This window comes from Secundilactobacillus pentosiphilus (genome assembly GCF_002217985.1).
GTDB lineage: Bacteria > Bacillota > Bacilli > Lactobacillales > Lactobacillaceae > Secundilactobacillus > Secundilactobacillus pentosiphilus.
The window spans coordinates 14,529-31,797 of sequence record NZ_BCMI01000027.1 but is presented as its reverse complement, the minus strand read 5'-3'; the positions used below and the strand labels follow the sequence as shown (position 1 = coordinate 31,797).

Annotated in this window: 28 protein-coding genes; 21 read left to right on the top strand and 7 right to left on the bottom strand. The window is 40.8% G+C overall.

Annotated features, from left to right (window positions below; genetic code table 11):
- Positions 1-180 precede the first annotated feature (180 nt).
- The 6 genes from CES81_RS10935 to CES81_RS10910 all read right to left on the bottom strand — a co-directional run bounded on the left by CES81_RS10935 (position 181) and on the right by CES81_RS10910 (position 5,735).
- On the bottom strand, positions 181-1,404 hold the full coding sequence (locus CES81_RS10935; protein ID WP_089121787.1) for a site-specific integrase: 1,224 nt from the start codon (positions 1,402-1,404) through the stop codon (positions 181-183).
- A 234-nt stretch (positions 1,405-1,638) separates the two neighbouring features.
- Complete coding sequence (locus CES81_RS10930) at positions 1,639-2,544, bottom strand: putative type II toxin-antitoxin system PemK/MazF family toxin (protein WP_089121786.1); 906 nt, start codon at positions 2,542-2,544, stop codon at positions 1,639-1,641.
- 102 nt (positions 2,545-2,646) lie between these two features.
- Entirely contained in the window at positions 2,647-3,672 is a 1,026-nt protein-coding gene (locus tag CES81_RS10925; RefSeq protein WP_089121785.1) for a hypothetical protein, read from the bottom strand.
- A 142-nt stretch (positions 3,673-3,814) separates the two neighbouring features.
- Positions 3,815-4,882 carry a type I restriction endonuclease gene (locus tag CES81_RS10920; RefSeq protein ID WP_089121784.1) on the bottom strand — a complete coding sequence of 356 codons (1,068 nt, stop codon included), beginning with the start codon at positions 4,880-4,882 and terminating at the stop codon, positions 3,815-3,817.
- 56 nt (positions 4,883-4,938) lie between these two features.
- Positions 4,939-5,352 carry an ImmA/IrrE family metallo-endopeptidase gene (locus CES81_RS10915; protein WP_089121783.1) on the bottom strand — a complete coding sequence of 138 codons (414 nt, stop codon included), beginning with the start codon at positions 5,350-5,352 and terminating at the stop codon, positions 4,939-4,941.
- An 11-nt stretch (positions 5,353-5,363) separates the two neighbouring features.
- Positions 5,364-5,735, bottom strand: coding sequence for a helix-turn-helix domain-containing protein (locus tag CES81_RS10910; RefSeq protein WP_089121782.1), 372 nt, complete (start codon positions 5,733-5,735; stop codon positions 5,364-5,366).
- 163 nt (positions 5,736-5,898) lie between these two features.
- On the opposite strand from CES81_RS10910, the gene CES81_RS10905 reads away from it, so the two are divergent.
- The 5 genes from CES81_RS10905 to CES81_RS13560 all read left to right on the top strand — a co-directional run bounded on the left by CES81_RS10905 (position 5,899) and on the right by CES81_RS13560 (position 7,393).
- A complete protein-coding gene (locus CES81_RS10905; protein ID WP_089121781.1) occupies positions 5,899-6,165 on the top strand; it encodes a helix-turn-helix transcriptional regulator in 267 nt (88 codons plus the stop codon).
- 28 nt (positions 6,166-6,193) lie between these two features.
- Entirely contained in the window at positions 6,194-6,361 is a 168-nt protein-coding gene (locus CES81_RS13565) for a hypothetical protein (protein WP_180949793.1), read from the top strand.
- Between the two features lie 71 nt (positions 6,362-6,432).
- Positions 6,433-6,987 (top strand): hypothetical protein, encoded by a 555-nt coding sequence (locus tag CES81_RS10900; RefSeq protein ID WP_089121780.1) that lies wholly within the window; start codon positions 6,433-6,435, stop codon positions 6,985-6,987.
- A gap of 5 nt (positions 6,988-6,992) precedes the next feature.
- Positions 6,993-7,244: a hypothetical protein gene (locus CES81_RS10895; protein WP_089121779.1), complete on the top strand. Its 252-nt coding sequence runs from the start codon at positions 6,993-6,995 to the stop codon at positions 7,242-7,244.
- 5 nt (positions 7,245-7,249) lie between these two features.
- Positions 7,250-7,393 carry a hypothetical protein gene (locus CES81_RS13560; protein ID WP_180949792.1) on the top strand — a complete coding sequence of 48 codons (144 nt, stop codon included), beginning with the start codon at positions 7,250-7,252 and terminating at the stop codon, positions 7,391-7,393.
- Positions 7,394-7,471: 78 nt separating this feature from the next.
- On the opposite strand, the gene CES81_RS10890 is transcribed toward CES81_RS13560, so the two are convergent.
- Positions 7,472-7,891, bottom strand: a complete 420-nt coding sequence (locus CES81_RS10890) for a hypothetical protein (protein ID WP_145993344.1) — start codon at positions 7,889-7,891, stop codon at positions 7,472-7,474.
- 259 nt (positions 7,892-8,150) lie between these two features.
- Here CES81_RS10890 and CES81_RS13555 point away from each other — a divergent pair, with 259 nt between their 5' ends.
- The 16 genes from CES81_RS13555 to CES81_RS10810 all read left to right on the top strand — a co-directional run bounded on the left by CES81_RS13555 (position 8,151) and on the right by CES81_RS10810 (position 17,202).
- Positions 8,151-8,324, top strand: coding sequence for a hypothetical protein (locus CES81_RS13555; protein WP_180949791.1), 174 nt, complete (start codon positions 8,151-8,153; stop codon positions 8,322-8,324).
- Between the two features lie 13 nt (positions 8,325-8,337).
- The gene (locus CES81_RS10880) at positions 8,338-8,853 is read left to right on the top strand and encodes a host-nuclease inhibitor Gam family protein (protein ID WP_089121776.1); all 516 of its coding nucleotides are present in this window, start codon (positions 8,338-8,340) and stop codon (positions 8,851-8,853) included.
- Positions 8,846-9,943: a hypothetical protein gene (locus CES81_RS10875; protein ID WP_180949790.1), complete on the top strand. Its 1,098-nt coding sequence runs from the start codon at positions 8,846-8,848 to the stop codon at positions 9,941-9,943. Before CES81_RS10880 ends, CES81_RS10875 begins: the two co-directional genes overlap by 8 nt.
- Positions 9,944-9,985: 42 nt before the next feature.
- Positions 9,986-10,897: a Lin1244/Lin1753 domain-containing protein gene (locus CES81_RS10870; RefSeq protein ID WP_089121775.1), complete on the top strand. Its 912-nt coding sequence runs from the start codon at positions 9,986-9,988 to the stop codon at positions 10,895-10,897.
- 41 nt (positions 10,898-10,938) lie between these two features.
- A complete protein-coding gene (locus CES81_RS10865; protein WP_089121774.1) occupies positions 10,939-11,265 on the top strand; it encodes a hypothetical protein in 327 nt (108 codons plus the stop codon).
- Positions 11,266-11,267: 2 nt separating this feature from the next.
- Entirely contained in the window at positions 11,268-11,633 is a 366-nt protein-coding gene (locus CES81_RS10860; RefSeq protein ID WP_089121773.1) for a DsbA family protein, read from the top strand.
- Entirely contained in the window at positions 11,630-11,812 is a 183-nt protein-coding gene (locus CES81_RS10855; protein ID WP_089121772.1) for a hypothetical protein, read from the top strand. The genes CES81_RS10860 and CES81_RS10855 overlap by 4 nt, the downstream gene beginning before the upstream one ends.
- Positions 11,813-11,926: 114 nt before the next feature.
- Positions 11,927-12,130 (top strand): hypothetical protein, encoded by a 204-nt coding sequence (locus CES81_RS10850; protein WP_089121771.1) that lies wholly within the window; start codon positions 11,927-11,929, stop codon positions 12,128-12,130.
- Positions 12,127-12,462: a DUF7694 domain-containing protein gene (locus tag CES81_RS10845; RefSeq protein ID WP_089121770.1), complete on the top strand. Its 336-nt coding sequence runs from the start codon at positions 12,127-12,129 to the stop codon at positions 12,460-12,462. Before CES81_RS10850 ends, CES81_RS10845 begins: the two co-directional genes overlap by 4 nt.
- Before the next feature lie 12 nt (positions 12,463-12,474).
- Positions 12,475-12,981: a hypothetical protein gene (locus tag CES81_RS10840; protein WP_089121769.1), complete on the top strand. Its 507-nt coding sequence runs from the start codon at positions 12,475-12,477 to the stop codon at positions 12,979-12,981.
- A complete protein-coding gene (locus tag CES81_RS10835) occupies positions 12,978-13,286 on the top strand; it encodes a hypothetical protein (protein WP_089121768.1) in 309 nt (102 codons plus the stop codon). The genes CES81_RS10840 and CES81_RS10835 overlap by 4 nt, the downstream gene beginning before the upstream one ends.
- Positions 13,267-13,728: a RusA family crossover junction endodeoxyribonuclease gene (locus CES81_RS10830; protein WP_089121767.1), complete on the top strand. Its 462-nt coding sequence runs from the start codon at positions 13,267-13,269 to the stop codon at positions 13,726-13,728. Before CES81_RS10835 ends, CES81_RS10830 begins: the two co-directional genes overlap by 20 nt.
- A 344-nt stretch (positions 13,729-14,072) precedes the next feature.
- The gene (locus CES81_RS10825) at positions 14,073-14,513 is read left to right on the top strand and encodes an ArpU family phage packaging/lysis transcriptional regulator (RefSeq protein WP_145993343.1); all 441 of its coding nucleotides are present in this window, start codon (positions 14,073-14,075) and stop codon (positions 14,511-14,513) included.
- Between the two features lie 526 nt (positions 14,514-15,039).
- Positions 15,040-15,339 (top strand): ImmA/IrrE family metallo-endopeptidase, encoded by a 300-nt coding sequence (locus tag CES81_RS10820; protein ID WP_089121765.1) that lies wholly within the window; start codon positions 15,040-15,042, stop codon positions 15,337-15,339.
- A 38-nt stretch (positions 15,340-15,377) separates the two neighbouring features.
- On the top strand, positions 15,378-15,881 hold the full coding sequence (locus CES81_RS10815) for a terminase small subunit (RefSeq protein WP_089121764.1): 504 nt from the start codon (positions 15,378-15,380) through the stop codon (positions 15,879-15,881).
- Entirely contained in the window at positions 15,871-17,202 is a 1,332-nt protein-coding gene (locus tag CES81_RS10810; RefSeq protein ID WP_089121763.1) for a PBSX family phage terminase large subunit, read from the top strand. Before CES81_RS10815 ends, CES81_RS10810 begins: the two co-directional genes overlap by 11 nt.
- Positions 17,203-17,269: the final 67 nt, after the last annotated feature.

Here is a 17,269-nt window from a genome sequence, read left to right as displayed (position 1 = left end):
GCATTGCTTGGTAAACCTGGCTTTGAAGAACTGGGCGAAAAGCTTAACAAACGCCTTTAAATCAACGATTTAAGCATTAACAGTTATAAAAAATATACGCTTCGAAAAGCTAATAACGGTTGAGCCGTTAACAAAACAGTTAAGTCACTGCTGTTTTTGATGCTTTTTGAAGCGTATTTTTTAATTATTTTTGAGGAAGTCATCCAGCTTTTGGATGGCTTTTTCTTTAACCAGTGGGGTGACCTCAGCGTATATTTTAGTCGTAGATGGGTCTTTGTGCCCCAACAAGTCTCCTATATCATCGAGGGACACACCAGACTGTCTGAGGCGGACAGCATTTGTATGCCTGCCATCGTGAATACGAATATGTGGTAAGCCGGCCTTTTTAGTGATCCGGTTGAAAGCAGTAGTGGTCGCCCGTGACCGGACAACGTGGCCTTTACCGGAACCACGGACATAGCGAAATACAAAGTCCTGGTTGAACTCCTCACGCTCGTTTAAATCAATGACATCATCATGATAACGGCGTACCAAGCGGTCTTGCTTGTAATCTACGGCAGCTTCCTGTAATCGTTCAGTCATCGGAACTTGTCGAGTACCAGCCATCGTTTTGGTACTATCAATTGCAATTTGACCAGGCTTCTCAGCTCTGTATAGTCGTTCTCTTTCAACGTTCAAACTGCCGGTTTTAAAATCAAAGTCGGACCACTTCAGTGCCATAACTTCACCGACTCGCAAGCCGGCATCAAAGATGATCAAAAAGAATAGGTACCACATGGGGTCACCACCGTCATGCTCAGCGGTTTCCAGGAACTTGTCTACTTGTTCAGATGTCCAGTAGTGCAGCTTCTTATCTTTTAGGGTTGGCCGGTACTTGCGTGGGAACTCAACACCAACAGTAGGATTCTTGTCAATGTAACCCAGCTTAACAGCTTTCTTTAGCGCCGTTCCCAGCGTGGCATTGACTAGCTTGACGGTACCCCAGCTTAATCCTTCCTTTGAACGTCCTAATCCCTTAGCTGTGAATAACCTGTTGATAAACTTCTGATGTGCTCTTAGATCATATTTAGTCAGCGGATACTTACCGATATAGGGCTTAATGTATTGCTTGATATTATAGCGGTGGACAATCAAGGTGCCTTCTTTAACATCTTGTTTTAAATCGTTGATCCAGAAGTCCAGGTATTCACCAACCGTGTATTTCTTAGTGTCGTGATAATCATATTCACTTTTAAGTGCCTGCAGCTCCATTTGCTTAGCAGCCAGCTTAGCATCTTCCTCGGTCTTAAATCCTTGTTGATGCTTGTTGATCTGTTTACCAGTGCCAGTGTCACGGCCTAGGTAAACTTGGAACTCCCAGCGCTTCGCTCCATTTTTTAGCTGATATTGTCTGATTGAAGCCATAAAATCACCTCATTTGTGGAATCTTAGCTAAATGGTCCAAACGTATGTTCTTTTAGGGTGCTAAATAAAAGCCCTCCTGGGCTAATATTAGTGATACCAAAAAAGGTAGCTATCAAATGATAGCTACCTTATTTAGGTTGGCGTAAAGCCGAATCTAATTTTATAGGTGAGGCGCATACGTCCTCTCGATAGCTATATTATCTATTAGAATAATTTCGATGTCAAGTGAAACATCTATTCAGAGTGGGTGAACAATCTAATGATTTCTTTATCAATTGTGTCAAGGACAGATGGCGATACATGGATTTCGCCAATTGGATCTGCAGAATTAATTCTTATCAGCCTAGATTTACTAACAGTCTGAATATCCGAAATCTTAGCCCAAGTATCTTTCCCATATTGTTCGTACTTGCGGTACGCAAAGCCTAAATCATTTACCAGCTGGCCTTGTTTTCTAAAGAAATCTTTACTGAATAGGTACTCAGCGAAGTCTTTTGCCTGCATATCCTTTGGTGAATCAGATTGAATGAATTTAATCGCCGAATTTTCATCTGGTAATTTTTGATTGACAAGTTCTTTAAGCATTTTAGTGTACTCAGGTAAAACATGATTCAAGTTTTTTAAGGATTTATCTATAAAGGCTTCGGGTGATAGAGTTTCCGGTTCCAAAGCTTTTAATGGCGTATAAAATATCTTGTAGGTCGCTAATATAACTAACATTCGATGGGTAATCGATTGATCGAAAAAAGAATTGGATAAATTCAATATCGTTTTGTCAAGCTTAACAGTATTAGTATGTTCATGAGAGGTCAGGGGAATTACAGTTAGCTTGTCATTTCTTTTATTGTCATGGCGATTAAGCACAATACCAAAGTGATTTCCACTTAGTTCTTCGCCAACGTTAACACCAAAGTTAACATTGACAATGGATCCTCTTTTGTACACTTTGCGATTTCTTGAAGCATGTCGCTCATTCAACAAGTAATTACTTTTACTTAATGTCCACTCTGGCAACCAATGATACTTGTTTGGTTTCCCATTATTTTCACGGTTTTTTCCAGCATAATAAACGGATTTAAAGTTTTGGTTAGCTTTATTGAACTTATCCGACGGAGACAGATGATTATTTTTTCCGGCCATGTTAAAATCTTCCTTCTAATTGCTGTGATTGCTAGTTTAAAAACGAATCCTCATAATACATAGTTACGTAATTTCATTTGAAATTCCTCCAATTATTCCAAATTATTCTCCGCTATATTTGAATCCGCCAAGCATACCGGTATGTGCTAATTCATTTCCAGCACTATCTTTGACCACAACAAAATCACCGTTTATCTTGTCAGGGAGAGGAGAGTACTTCTCATAAATTCCCTGACCGATAGACCAACACTCTCTAACGTTATGTTTCAGTTGTGCATCTGTTCCCATGAGGTTAGCGTCATCAATAACAATGATTGCTTGTTCACTATTTTTATCGTAATAAGCTTTATCAATTGCACCATGTGATTCTTCAGGAAGCTTTTGCAGCGCCTCATAGTATTTCTGTGTATTGCTCTTATCGTTCTGCTTACGAGCTGATTCAACGGCACTAGATTCCGAACTGGAAGAATCGGAAGAATCATTGGAGCTGGAAGATGAGTCATCGTCATCATCATTCATATACTTGGCTTGAGATTGGCTCATTTTCAACTTGACCGGTGTTAATTTTTGTTTCTTCCAATCTTTCGGTAAATTACTATCAGACCAATCACCTTTAACTTTCGTTGTAGCAAATATAGCTACTGGTGTAGTTTGACCAGTTTTGCCCGTGTCAGCATTTTCAATATCCATGGGATCGGCTTTAACTTTGAATTTACCGTTGTGAACTCTCGCAAAAGAAGCTTCAGAAACTGATTGGCCTTCGTTATCGCCGTAATTGAAATTGCTCTTTTTTTCAGCAGTAACGAGGACCTTAGCTTTATCTGGCGCTTTGGTGGTTCCTTCAATTACCCAGTAGTGGTCTTTAGCTTCTGAAATTTTAGTTATCTTTGTAGGGTAAATAGTAGTTGCGGCTTTCGTGCTTTTACTAGCGCTCTTTGGCATAGTTATTGAATAAAAAATACCTAAAACGACACAGACAGCTACTGAATAAAGTAAGTATTTTCCCCAAGGATGTTTAAATGTTTTGCTGTTGAAATGCTTCATCATTGCAGTAACTACCCAAATCCAAAAAAGGACTTGTGCCACTGACACGCCGATGCCGAGTAAGGTGGCCAACAGATCATTCATTTTCCATATCTCCCAATCTTCCCAAACATGATTTCATTTTATTGATTCGCCTCGAGACTACAAACCTAACAGTTGCTTCTTTTTAGCATCAAATTCAGCTATGTTGTTAGATAAAAGCCCTATTAAGGAATTTGAAGTTACGTTACTTAAATTGTTCAGCAATAGTACGAATCTTGTCTGCACTATCGTAAATATCAATTGGTGATTCAAAATTAATTTCAGTACTATCATCGTCATTGAGCAAAATATAGTTACGATTGGTCTTAAAGAATACGCGGAGAACCCATTTGCGGTTATTATCATCAATTAATACGTTAAAGTAGCTACGATTGTCGCGGTAAACAATACGGTTGGTATCTAGAACATCTTTTAAGATAAGTTTTACAATCGCATATGATTCTAATTCTTCTGGAGTGGTAACTATAGCGTTTTCTTCTTTTGCAGTGCTGTTAGTTAAAGTGTCTTGTTCATTTTCAGTAGAGTCACTTGTAGTTTGATTCAAAGCATTGTTTAACTTGCTATTTACTTGTTCAGAAATGATTTGATTAAGACCTTTTGCAATTACGGGTTTAAATTGCTCTACAACTTGTTGGGTTTTAATTCCGTCGTAAATGTGAGAGAGCACTAAACGAACAAATTCTTCATCTGGTTCTACCATTTCACTGGTGAAATAGTCCTTAGCAAGTCCAACATACTTTAAATCTGAAGCGCTATCAGTAATATTTTCGATGTCAAAGTTTTCTTTAGTAAACTTAAAAAGTTCACTAATTTGAGAATTCTTGAGATCCGAAATTTTTATGGTAAGAAAGGGAGTGCTGTCCATGACGTTCGGTTCCTCCAAATCAGTGTAGAACTTATATGTATCACCGTTGGTTAGAATACCGAATTTGGCTTTAGTAGCAGTGAAATACCGGAATAATTGGGAATCTTTCTTTTCTAAGTTATCTGATAGTTCTTTTGTTTCAACTAAAATCTGTACCTCATCGTTTATAACAATAGCGTAATCAACGCGCTCACCTTTTTTACTACCAAAGTCAGCTGTAAATTCTGGAACAAATTCTGTAGGGTTGAAGACGTTGTATCCTAAATTAGCGAAGAATGGCATAATCAATGCGTTTTTTGTAGCCTCTTCGGTATTGAGCTGACCTTCAAAACTATCGACTTGTTCTGATAATGCTTTTAGTTTCGATGCAAATTCATTTTTATCCATAATTATTCTCCTCAAATTGCTTTTTTTGTAAATTTCTCATTTTCATAGCCTTATTATTAGCTGCATGGTAATCCGTACTCATGCACTAAGTCCGAATAGTTAGCTGGTAAACAGCCGTTTTCTTCTATATATAGCTGGGCTAAAAGTGAGACCCCAAACTCATTAGCCTCGTTTTCCATTTCCGAGTGCGTCCAGTTGTTAAGACAGTAATATCCCACTAAACCTTCCTGCAGAATAATGTGACCTAGTTCGTGAGCCATGGTGAAGTAACGCAGCGGGCTATCACGAAGCGAATTGTTCAAAATTACAATGGGGTTATTTTTGTCGTAAATCGTCTTTCCCAGTGGAGATTCACCTAAGAATTTCCAATCGACTTCTACATTGAGTTTCTCAGCAATAACAAACGGGTCAGCAGTGTGATACCGATGGGTAACGATCTGCGTTGCTTGGTTGATGAATCGTCTGCTCATAGTACACACCTCTAATCATGCTTATGTCTCTTCCAAAAAATCTGAGTCATAGCAATTTCTAGTTTTTCTTTTTCGTCTTCTGTTAAATTTTCACCTTTGTAGGTCATTGAACCTGCATTATCTTTTAAGAATTGTGCCAAGTCATTAGCATCCTTCTCATTTGCCCACTTTGGAGTTTGATTTTTACCAAGTAGATAATCGACCGTAACCCCAAAGTAGTCTGCAAGCGTAATGAGGGTCTTATTATCTGGTTCATTACGATTATTTTCAAGATGGGAGTATGCAGCCCGTGTTATTCCTAGGTGTTTTGCTATATCATCTTGAGTTTTACCAAGGTCATTTCTAAGATTCTTTAAGCGTTCACCTAAACCAGTATCTGCCAATAAAAACACCACCTTTCGATATAGATTGTATCAATTAAGCGATACAATTAGTATCTTTATTTAAAAATGATACAAAAAATATCAAATTAGTTCTTGACGATACGTTACGTATCATGTACTATTAAGTCATTGATACGAAACGTATCAGAAATGAGGTGAAAAAATGGTTAAAACAAAAAAGCGATTAGAGCTAATCAAATTACGGAATGATCATAACTGGTCACGTAAAGATGTTGCTGAATTACTTGATATTGCTGAAATTACTGTTAGAAGCATTGAAAACGGAGTAAGGAATCCAGGAACAAAACTCGCAACTAAGTTTGCTTTTCTTTATGACGTAAAAGTTGAGACTGTATTCCCAGATATTTTTTTGCCTGATGATGATACAAAACGTATCATTCAACAGAATAAGCAAAAAATAGCTGAATGATTTCACCAACTGAAAGGAGGTGAGCCAAATGACGCGAGAGGAAAAGATTCAATACGTTGCTGAGAGTAGTCATCACAGCATTGATTTTATTCGACGACTTGCTGACCGCAACGAAGAAAATTTAGACCTTATGGTTAACGTTGCAGATGGGTTAGCCGAGCAAAGCCTAAAGGAACAAGCGATATCTATGTCTTAATCATAGGCATGTTCGCTTTGAACTGTATCAGGGGTTTTCCAAATTTGAAATTAGGATAGTAGGCGATACGAATGGATATATCAAAGATTTTGAAAGATGGATTGAAAAGAACCAATAAAAGTCAAAAGGAGATCGGGGTTGTTAACCATTTCTCCAAGTCAGCGGTGAGTAATTATTTCAATAAAGGTCATGTTCCAACGAACGTGACGATTGATATTGCTAAATCACTTAACGATTACGATACCAGCAATGCAATTGCCTCGGAATGGTTCGACATTTTAAAGACTTTTGATGGCGACCGGTTTGAAAAGGATGCTTTGAGTCTGGATGCGTTTACCGATTTTGAAAATCAGCAATCGCACGATGTATATGTAAAAGATTCAATTCGTAAGCTGATTGCTGACAACCGAATTGATAAAGATGAGGAGGCCGGCATAGATCATTTTATTGACGAAGAACTCGACAACGTGATCATGCGCATGGGACGGTTAGTTGCTTTATGTAAGTTGCGTGACGAAACCTTGATGACAGTGTTTAAGCACCGTATGGAGTACTACGTTACTGAACACTACATGTCAAAAGATAACTTGAGTAAATCACAGCGTCTCATGATGGAAAGGCGGTGACTTAAATGCAAATCTTGACCGATTATCCGGTAAAAATGAAACCTGTTCGGCGTAAAAGAAAAACTGTAAAACACGAATGGCGTAATGCTACTGAGGTTGCTCAATATCTGCACGTTTCTAAAAGCTGGGTATCAACTGCAATTCGTAAGCCTGAAAATCCATTGCCCGTTTATCCAACTTATAAAGAAAATCCGAGTAGTATCAGACGCCAGTTTGATTTAAACGAGGTTGATGAATGGGTGCTTAACAGGAGGTGATTCAGATGAATGCAAATGATTACATCTTCTATGGCAAATGCCTGGTCGATGGTGCAATTGCAATCTTCACACTAGCAATTGCCGGCGGTATTGGATGGATGATTCATGAAGCTATCAAAGACCCAGAGGACTTTTTCGGAACCAAGTAAGGAGGTAACGTCCATATGACAATTTACATTGCCATCATGATTTTGAACATTATCACTGCATTGGGAGTAGTGGGATTGTTATTTATCCAGATTAGAAATTTGTGGAAATGATTTCTTATGGTGTATGCCGTTGATTTTGCTTGTGGCGATTATCGTGATGGAATCGATATCTTGTCCCAGTGGCAGCGAATAACCAAATAAAAGTTTGGCTCCCTCATCAAGCTTAGTTGGACTTGAAAACTGTTGATAGACAGGAGCTGGACCTGGTTTCACCAACTTGCCGTGATATCTAAATTCCACAGACGTTAATAACACGGTTTTTGGGCCAATATTTTCGATCCAAAAATGCATGGATTCATGATTGATGATTTTGCTGATATCAAAATTGGTAATTCTGATATGACCAATAGAGCTTATGTAGCTAATTATCAAGCTTGCAATTACTCCTAAAGCTGAAACAACAGAGCATCCCAATGTAATCCAAGTAATAGAATCCATTTTATCAATCCTTTTTTTAAATAATTATCCCACAACATCGATTCTTGAACACTCTATTTAGGAATCAGATAAGGAGAAAGCAATAATATGCAATTAAAACTTAATTCACCAATGATTTACAGCACTAAAAAAGTGCACAAAAAAAGAACTCCAACCCGCCAGTTAGAGTTCGAACCAGAGTTACTAGCTCTAGTAAATATTCAACAGTTCAATTCTACCTCAAACGGGAATCTTCTTCAATCGTTGGGAGGTCATGAGCATGAGTAATCCAGAAGAAGATCCTGGAATTGTGGCACTTGATCATTATGGTAATCCACTTTATCAGGGTGACGAAGTAATTGAAGTTGATGGTGAGTTCTTCTCCGTTGATGACATTCGTCACGGCCAGCTTAATTCACATGGTGAGATAGACGATTACTGGGAAGAAAACTAGGAGGTTTCAAACAATGGATAACGTAAAAGAAGCAGAACAAAAAGAACGGTTTGTCATTGATGACGACAGCAAGGCTAACTGGGCTTTACGCAAGATGGCTGAGATTTCCGCAAAATTGGACAAGGTCAACGAGCAAAAGAAACTGTTAGATCAGCAGAACGACCAATGGTATGAGCGTAAAACCAAGAAGCTCAATGATGACTGGGATGACTTTGCTACCCAGCTTGAGGGATACCGTCTGAAACAGCCTAATCAAAAAATTGATCTGCCAGCAGGAAAGACCATTACCCGTCATCCTAAAGACTATCAGTACGACAACGATGAACTAGTTAAATTCGTTAAGGCGAACCACCGTGAGTTTATTCAACCAATTGAAAAATTCGAGTGGGGCAAGTTTAAGAAGACCATCAAGGTACACGGCGATAAGGCGTTCGATGCTAACGGGGAACTGATTCCAGGCATGAAAGTCGTTGAACAGGAAAAGACCACGTATTATCCAGCAAAATTGGAGGGTGATTTAAATGAGTGAAGCAATTGCAAACCGCAAAGACTTGACCCCAGAATCTTCAGCAAACAGTGGATTGTCACTGATCATGAATGAAGATGTCAACACCATGGCCAGTCAGCTGAAAGCCATCTCGAACTTTCAGTCAATGGTTGAACAGAACTTAAATGACGGTCAGGACTACGGCGTCATTCCTGGCACTGGTGGTAAACCGACACTGCTTAAACCAGGTGCCGAAAAGATTCAAATGCTCATGGGCGTTACTAGTGAGTATGACGTGATCAAGTCCGTTGAAGATTACGAAAAGGGATTCTTCACCTACACCGTGAAATGCACGCTATTGAAGAATGGTCAGAAGATTACTGAAGGACTTGGCTCAGCCAACACCAAAGAGAAACGCTACAAGAATCAGGACGCCTTTATGCTGGTCAATACCGTGCTCAAGATGGCTAAAAAGCGTGCTCAGGTGGACGCAACCTTAACCATTGCTAGTTTATCCAACGTCTTCACACAAGACATTGAGGATATGCAGGATTGGCAGAAACAGGAAGCTACCGAGACCATGAACAACAGCGACGCCAGCAGCATGAAAGTAAACTTTGGGAAGTATAAAGGACAGGGTAAGACATTGGGTGAATTGGTCAAGTCAGATCGTGGATACGTTGAATGGCTCTCAAAAAATGCCCGTGATGATGCTATGAAGCAGGCGACCAAGATGGTACTTAATTCCAAAACGGATCAGCAACCAGGCGGCAAAAATACCGACAAGGCGAGCAAACCTAATGAACCAGCTGAATCAAGCCAGTCAAGGATCGCTACACAAGCCCAAATCAATCTGATTGCAATGTATTCATCTAAGATTGCTCAACTGGAAGGCGTTGATAAGCAGAAGCCTGCTACTGATGCTTTGCAAGATGCAATTAAAGGCTGGAAAGGTACCAGTGATGAATGGGCCAACCTGCCGGCCGAAACAGCGGTGGCAGTTGGTGACAAACTCAACAATGATTTACAAGCGTTAAATAGTGCTATGAATCACGGTAAAGGCGATACCAAAGACCCATTTGCCGACAGCAAGAACGCTGATGTTTCAACTGACAAACTACCTTTTGATTAAATAGGTGATTGCGGTGGGTGGGTAGGAATAGGAAGTGATTGAGTGGCACGTCCAGTTAAGGACGGTTTAGATTATTTCCCTTTAGATGTGGACTTTGCTGTCAATCCTAAGACAGAAGCTATTATGGGTGAATTTGGTTCGAAAGGTGTCTTGCTGATGATTTACCTGCTCAGTGCGGTTTACCGAAAAGGTTACTACCTGGTGTGGGATAAGTTGGAGCAGATGCAGTTAGTCAATCGGGTGCAAGGTTCAAGCGCTGAGATGGCTAATCAAATTGTTGACCGCTTGATTGCTTATGGAACCTTTGATGAGGAACTGTTCAATTCGGCTAAGGTATTAACAAGCCTTCGAATCCAAGAAACCTATTTTGATGCCATAAAAAGACGGAAAACACCTAAACCAACGAAGTATTTAGTTAATGTCGACATTAACTCCGGCTCAAGTGAGGTTAATGACGACATTAATACACAAAGTAAAGTAAAGGAAAGTAAAGAAAAGAATATAGAAGAAGACGCGCGTGCGAATGTCTTCGACCTTTGGCAAAAACTTTGGGGATTTCCCAATGCGATTGCTCAGCAAGACTTGGACGAATGGATCACGGCAATGTCGCCTGAACTGATCCATTATGCCATTGAGATAGCTGGCAAGAATAATGTGTCTGCCCGTGCCGCCGATAAGTACATCGGTGTCGTAGTTGATGGCTGGCAAAAGCGACAGGTCAAGACCCTGGAACAGGCCAAGCAGGCTAATGCAGAGCATGAGCAACGTCTGAGCACTGCCAAGGGAGGCTATTCAGGTAATGGTCGTAAGAATGTCAAAGAGACCTTGCCAGACTGGGCTAAGCCAGACTATCAGGCACCCAAAAAAGAACTTTCAGACGATGAACAGGCAAAAACTAAGGCAGAAACCGAGGCTGCACTTAACAAGCTGAAAGCACTGCGTCAGAAAAGTTAATTGTGCTAAGCCCCAGCAGAAATGCACAAGGAGGAATTCAATTGATCGATATCAAAATTAGACAGTATCACATCACCAGCAACAAATATGGCTATCAGGTCCGCAAAATGAAGTTGGCAGATGGACAGCCAATGATGACGTACGATGCTAACGGTAATGAAGTGATCGACCAAACGCTGGTAGGCTATTATCCCAGCCTTCGTTATGCGCTGGCAGGAATTAAGAAATACATCGTGCAGAACGGTGATATTCAGATCACGAGTATCGATGAATACGTGGAAACAGTGAAGTCCATCGAGGAATTATTTGACGAAGCAGTGGTCACTAAGTCTGCAGTATTGATTAAAGAAATCGAGAGGAGCGATTAGTCATGTCCCCATTTGTCACTAAGGTCCGCCAACTGGAAGACAAGTACGCCCATGACGGCAAAGTAAGCTTTATGTATGTGCCAGAAAGCGAATGTGAGAAGTTTTACCAGTATCGTGACTGGTATTTTGCACATCAGGAAAAAGCCGGCAATGAACACTGGATGAAGTATGCCCGTACTAAGGCGTATCACACGGCTATTAAGGATCTATTTAACCGGATTGACACCCGTAAATACACATTGGATGAGATCACCAAGATGTTCGATTCTGATCCCGTTTTAAGCAACCATGGACATCATATCCATGAGAATAGCAGTGTGCACGCGTTACTGGTTAAAAATGGGCAGGAATGGAGGCATGTTCGATGAAAGTGACCATCATTGGTTGGAGCAAGTGGAATCACGACTGGCACAAGGCTGTTAACGAAGGCTGGGCGTGCCAGATAATCGGCTGCAAGAGATGGCAACTAGAACAGGCCATGATTGACCAGCAGCACTTAAAGGGCTGGGAAGTCCGCAAGGCTCGAGAGGAGCGGTCAAATGTATAATGCGCTGATGATCTTCATTGGGTTTTGCCTTGGCATCTTGGCAAGCTACTTGAGGTTGTTGTGGATCATACGCAAATAGACGCTTGAGTAGGATTAAAAAACAGGGGTGAAAGCATGACATTTACAATATTTAAATTCAGAAATGGTAAGTATCTTAAAGGAATCTACACCAGTGATCAGAATTATTTGGGGTTTGAGGTAACCACGGATGTGTTTAAAGCGAAGCAATATGATTCAGATGAAATGGTTGCTGACAATGACAAACTCGCCTATCTTGATGGTGAATTTGTTACCGGAGAAATTAAGGTGAGAGAATGAAAACTCTTACTGAAATACAGGAAGCACCTTTGCTAAAACCTTTAATGATCGGTGATGATGGTGGCATGTTTGAATATCAATACGAGGCCAGAAAGTATCGTATTATCGCCAGTTTTGGCGGTGGTTGGGATCATGTGTCAATCAGCAACCCAACCCGTACGCCCAACTGGGATGTGATGTGTCGAATCAAGGATATTTTCTTTGACCCAGATGAAGTGGTTATGCAGTTACACCCGGCAAAAGACAACTACGTAAATATCCATGAACACTGCTTGCATCTATGGAAACCGCAGCATGCAGAAATACCAGTGCCACCAATTGAAATGGTTTAAAGGAGTGAAAGAATGAAAACGAGTGAATTTATCAAGAAGATTAGAGAACTAGGATTCAAAGCCAAAGTTAAAAAGGCAAACGGGATATTTGTTTTTGGTAGTGGAGATTATTGGGACTGGTTTGTGTATGTTGGCAGTGAAACAGTAAGTGATATAGAAACTAATGGTGATAATCTATCGGGTGCAGATGACAATTACGCAAAGGCTGTTAAGTTAGCAGTTGATTATGCCTTTACGCCAATTAACGAGCGTGAGGATGAACCGAAATTCAGAGTGGCAATCCGTCCGAGCTATTACAAAGACATGAAATATTACTATTTGGATTTATTAGAAGCTGGTTATGCAAACGAAACGGGGAAAAAGTTGGAACCTATTGCAGATGAACTTGGCAAAGAATTCACCCCAAAAAGTTACAAAGGTTTTCTTGAAGATTATCCAGAATGGCGTCCATTTTTACCAGATTATGATCCAGACAATCTCGATGTGTTCATACCTGTTCCTGTGGAGGAAGACAAATGACCTTAAATATTGATTTTAACCACCCATTTCATTCAGGCAAGGATAAATCCATTTTAATGTACACGCCCCACTATGATGGTGATTACTCACAAGGTGATATCTGCGTATTGCTTACGTATGAAGGATTTTGGGTAGATCTACCAGCACGAAATGCATGGCATGTCAGGAAAAATATTGAGAACCACAATTTTGAATACTATACATGGGACGAAATTAAGCAGATGGCTCAGGCAGAAGGCTGGGAAAGAAGCTTTGAAGAATTACCCAAGTTGGAGGTACACAGTCATGATAGTAATTCGCTATGATGGCGAGCCAGTGCCTGCTGGACGACCACGTTTTACACGGAAAGGTCATGCCTACGATCCCGGTAAATCTCGCAAGTTTAAAGAACTGCTAGGGTGGGCAGCACGCAGTCAATACCATGAAGCACCAATTACTGGGAAACCGTTGGAGGTCTACATTGAAGCATACCGGGCCAATCAAAAGAATATTAGTAAAGTTGAACGGCGAAGACGGGAAAATAAAGTATCTGTGCCAATGACTAAACCGGACGTGGATAATTACGTGAAATCTATCTTGGATGCGCTCACAGGCATTATTTGGGAGGATGACAACCTGATTCAGCACGTTGACGCTCGCAAGTATTATGCAGATCAACCTCACGTGATTATTAAAGTCAAGGAATACAAACGAGAATTCAATTATGCACGTTACGAATACGAAAGGTTGGCTGATAATGGCAAATAATCGTTGGCGGCTAGTCCGCAAGCTGAAATGGGGACAAGAAATTGATCCCTGGGACGGGTCATACGTTGGCTGACACGCACGCCACCATAAAAATGACAAACGTGACCGATACCGAATGAAAAAGCGCGGTATCAATGCAGGCGCTGACTTTGGTGCCAAAGTGGAAAAGCCAATCATTGCAGTTCATGGTGGCCGAGTACAAAAAAAGACTGATACAAGGGTTTAACAGCAAACAAAAAGCCACCCCTTGGAGGATGGCTAAGTTATTAGTTTGGATAACTAATTCTAGGATATGGAAATCATACAATCAAGGGGTGGAGAAGTTGTCAGACAGGATATTTGGAATGCTGGATCGAGATGCAACCGTCCAGAACGCAAAGAAGTTTTTAATGGAGTATCATGATTGGAAAATTGAAGCAGCTAGGTTCAGCCTGTCACTTCAATCGCCCGTGATCAGTGATATGCCAAGTGCGCCAAGCCACGGGAATACCCAGGAAAATACCATTGTTGGCAAGGCAAACGCACAATTTGAGTGCAGTGTACGGCTTAACACGATTCATCTCTTAGGTTCAATTGATGATGATAATGCCTTACTGGCCGACCTGCTGGAATATCGCTTTATCAACGGATGGCGGGTAAAGAAGGTATGCGAACGGTTGGCTGAGAAGTATGGCTTAGGCTACCTTGCAGAGCGGACGTACAATGACTACCAAAACAAGGCCTTATGGACGTTTGCTATTGTTTGCCCAATATCATCAGTACGAGTCAAAAAAGTTCGCCGATAATCTTCCGAACATCTGCCGACAATCTGCCGGAAAACGCTGTTAAATAGGGTTATAGTGATACCGTTGGATTATGAAGTTTGACCCCCGTTAGGTGACGTATTTTCTCTTCGACAACACAACAACACTTAATTCAACAGGGCAATCCAGGTTCGATTCCTGCTTTGCTCATTACCGGCACAAGTTAAGAGACTTCACCGGTATTTTAAAAGCTGGATGCAATTTAAAAGAGGAAGTTTCAACAATCAATGCTTGTGAGTTATACCTTTTAATTGTTCTAGCGCACGTCATGCTAATCAGTTAGTTATCGAAATGCACAAGCATGACGTATTATGGCACTCAGCTAATAGCGGAGCTTAGCTGGTTCAATTCCAGCGAGTGTCTTTGCCCGTTAATTTACGGAGGTGAACGCTCCTCTCAGGGCGGGCAGATTAGAATTCACGTTTAGCCGAGTTAGTCGCTCGGCTTTTTTAATACATATAATTCTAAACCGGTCGATTTCGACCCCTTTAAAAATGGAGATGCAAATATGAAGTTACCCAAGCAGGTTAAAGTCAGCGGAATTATTTATTCTGTTATTGAAAAGAAACACCCAGAAGATGAGGGACATACCGTGTGGGGATTTACAGACTATGAGGTTTCCAAAATCTTTATCCGTAAAGGGCTATCTGAACAAAAGAAGCGTCAAACTTTAATGCATGAACTAGTACACGCTATGTTGCATGAAGCCGGTGAAGATGAACATTGCAATGACGAAAGTATTGTTAATCCACTAGGCAATATGCTAGATCAAGTACTACAGGATAACCCAGAATTAATTAATAAATAATACCCTAATATTTAAATCAGGAGGTGTGGTGATATGTAATGAAACTGACAGTTAAACAGCGGAAGTTCGCTGATAACTACATCGAAACGGGCAACGCTAAGCAATCCGCTATTGACGCGGGTTATGCTAAACGTTCGGCACAACAGATTGGTGCTGAAAACCTGTTAAAACCTGTTATTAAATCGTATATTGATCAACGCATGCAGCAGATTGAAAATAGCAAAGTTGCCGATGCTAAAGAAGTGCTGCAGTATCTAACATCAGTGCTACGAGGTGAGGTAAAAGAAACCATTGTAGTTGGCGGTCCACTAGGTGCTGAATCAGTGGAAAGACCGCCAGACATTAAGACACGTATCACGGCAGGCAAAGAACTGCTTAAACGCTATCCTGGCAATGACAAATTCGTTGAACAGCAGATACGTAAAGTTCGTGCTGAAGCTGATATCGCTGAAGCCAGAGTCAAAGATATTAAAGACATACAAGATGGTACTGAGAGCACGATTATCGTAGATGATTTAGGAGATGTTGATGATGGCAGTTAAAGAAAAATCGAAACTGATCATCAAGACCTCCGAACTCGTCAATCCGCACTTTAAACTCATGTGGGTTACTAAATGTCCTTACGTTATCGCTAAAGGCGGTCGTGGTAGTTTCAAGTCATCCACGATCAGTTTAAAGTTGGTCACCATGATGAAGCGTCAAATACAGCTCGCTCACAAAGCTAATATCGTTTGTGTTCGTGAAAACACCGTTAACCTACGTGATTCAGTCTATGGTCAAATCTGCTGGGCGATTGATATGCTCAACATGACCAAAGAGTTTACTTACTCAGTCTCGCCGATGCGGATCAACCACAAGCGGACTGGCAGTTCATTTTACTTTTATGGCGGTGACAAACCCGAGAAATTAAAATCAAACACCATTCAAAACGTTATTGCTCTGTGGTTTGAAGAAGCAGCTAACTTCAAGAGCGCTGAGGTATTTGACCAAACGGTACCTACGTTCATTCGGCAGAAATCGCCCTGGATTGACGAGGTTAAAGTTTTTTACAGCTATAACCCGCCTAGAAATCCTTATGAGTGGATCAATAAGTGGATTGAACAGTGTTCCAGTGATCCAGCTTACTTCATTGATACCTCAACTTACTTAGATGATGAACTAGGCATCACAACCGATCAACAGTTAAAGCTGATTGAGTCGTACAAGCGCAATGACTACAACTACTACGAGTGGCTGTATTTAGGTAAAGTCATTGGATTAGGTACCAACATCTATAACATGGATTTATTTCACCCGCTGGTCAGTTTTCCCGATGATGACAGCATTAAAGAGCTGTATTTTTCACAAGATAGTGGCCAGCAAGTCAGTGCCACTACTGAGATATGTATTGGTTTAACTGCTAAAGGACGCGTGATATTGCTGGATACGTACTATTACAGCCCAGCACATCAGGCCGTTAAGAAGGCGCCTAGTGACTTAGCAGTTGAACTGCATGACTTTGAAACGTCACGTGAAGCACAATGGGGAAAGCAAGCTTGGAAGAAGTCCGCTGATGAAGCGACTTCCGATTATGCGATTGACCACGAGTACTTCAAACGCTACAACGAACACTGGCACCACGTTCATAAAGTAGATAAAACCGTGATGATAGACAACGTTCAGAACCTTTTGGCGACTGGGCGTTTTTATTATCTCGACAATGAGGCCAATCAGATATTCATAACCGAACATCAAAAGTATCAATGGGACGAAAAGACGGTCGAAACCGATAAGCCGAAAGTCGTTAAAGTTGATGATCATACGTGTGACGCATTCCAATATTTCGTTTTGGATAATCTGGTTGACCTTGGACTGAAATGGTAGGTGAGAGCGATTGGGATTGATCAACACAATTAAAAACTGGTTTCGCAAAGGAGGTGCAGCAGTTGGC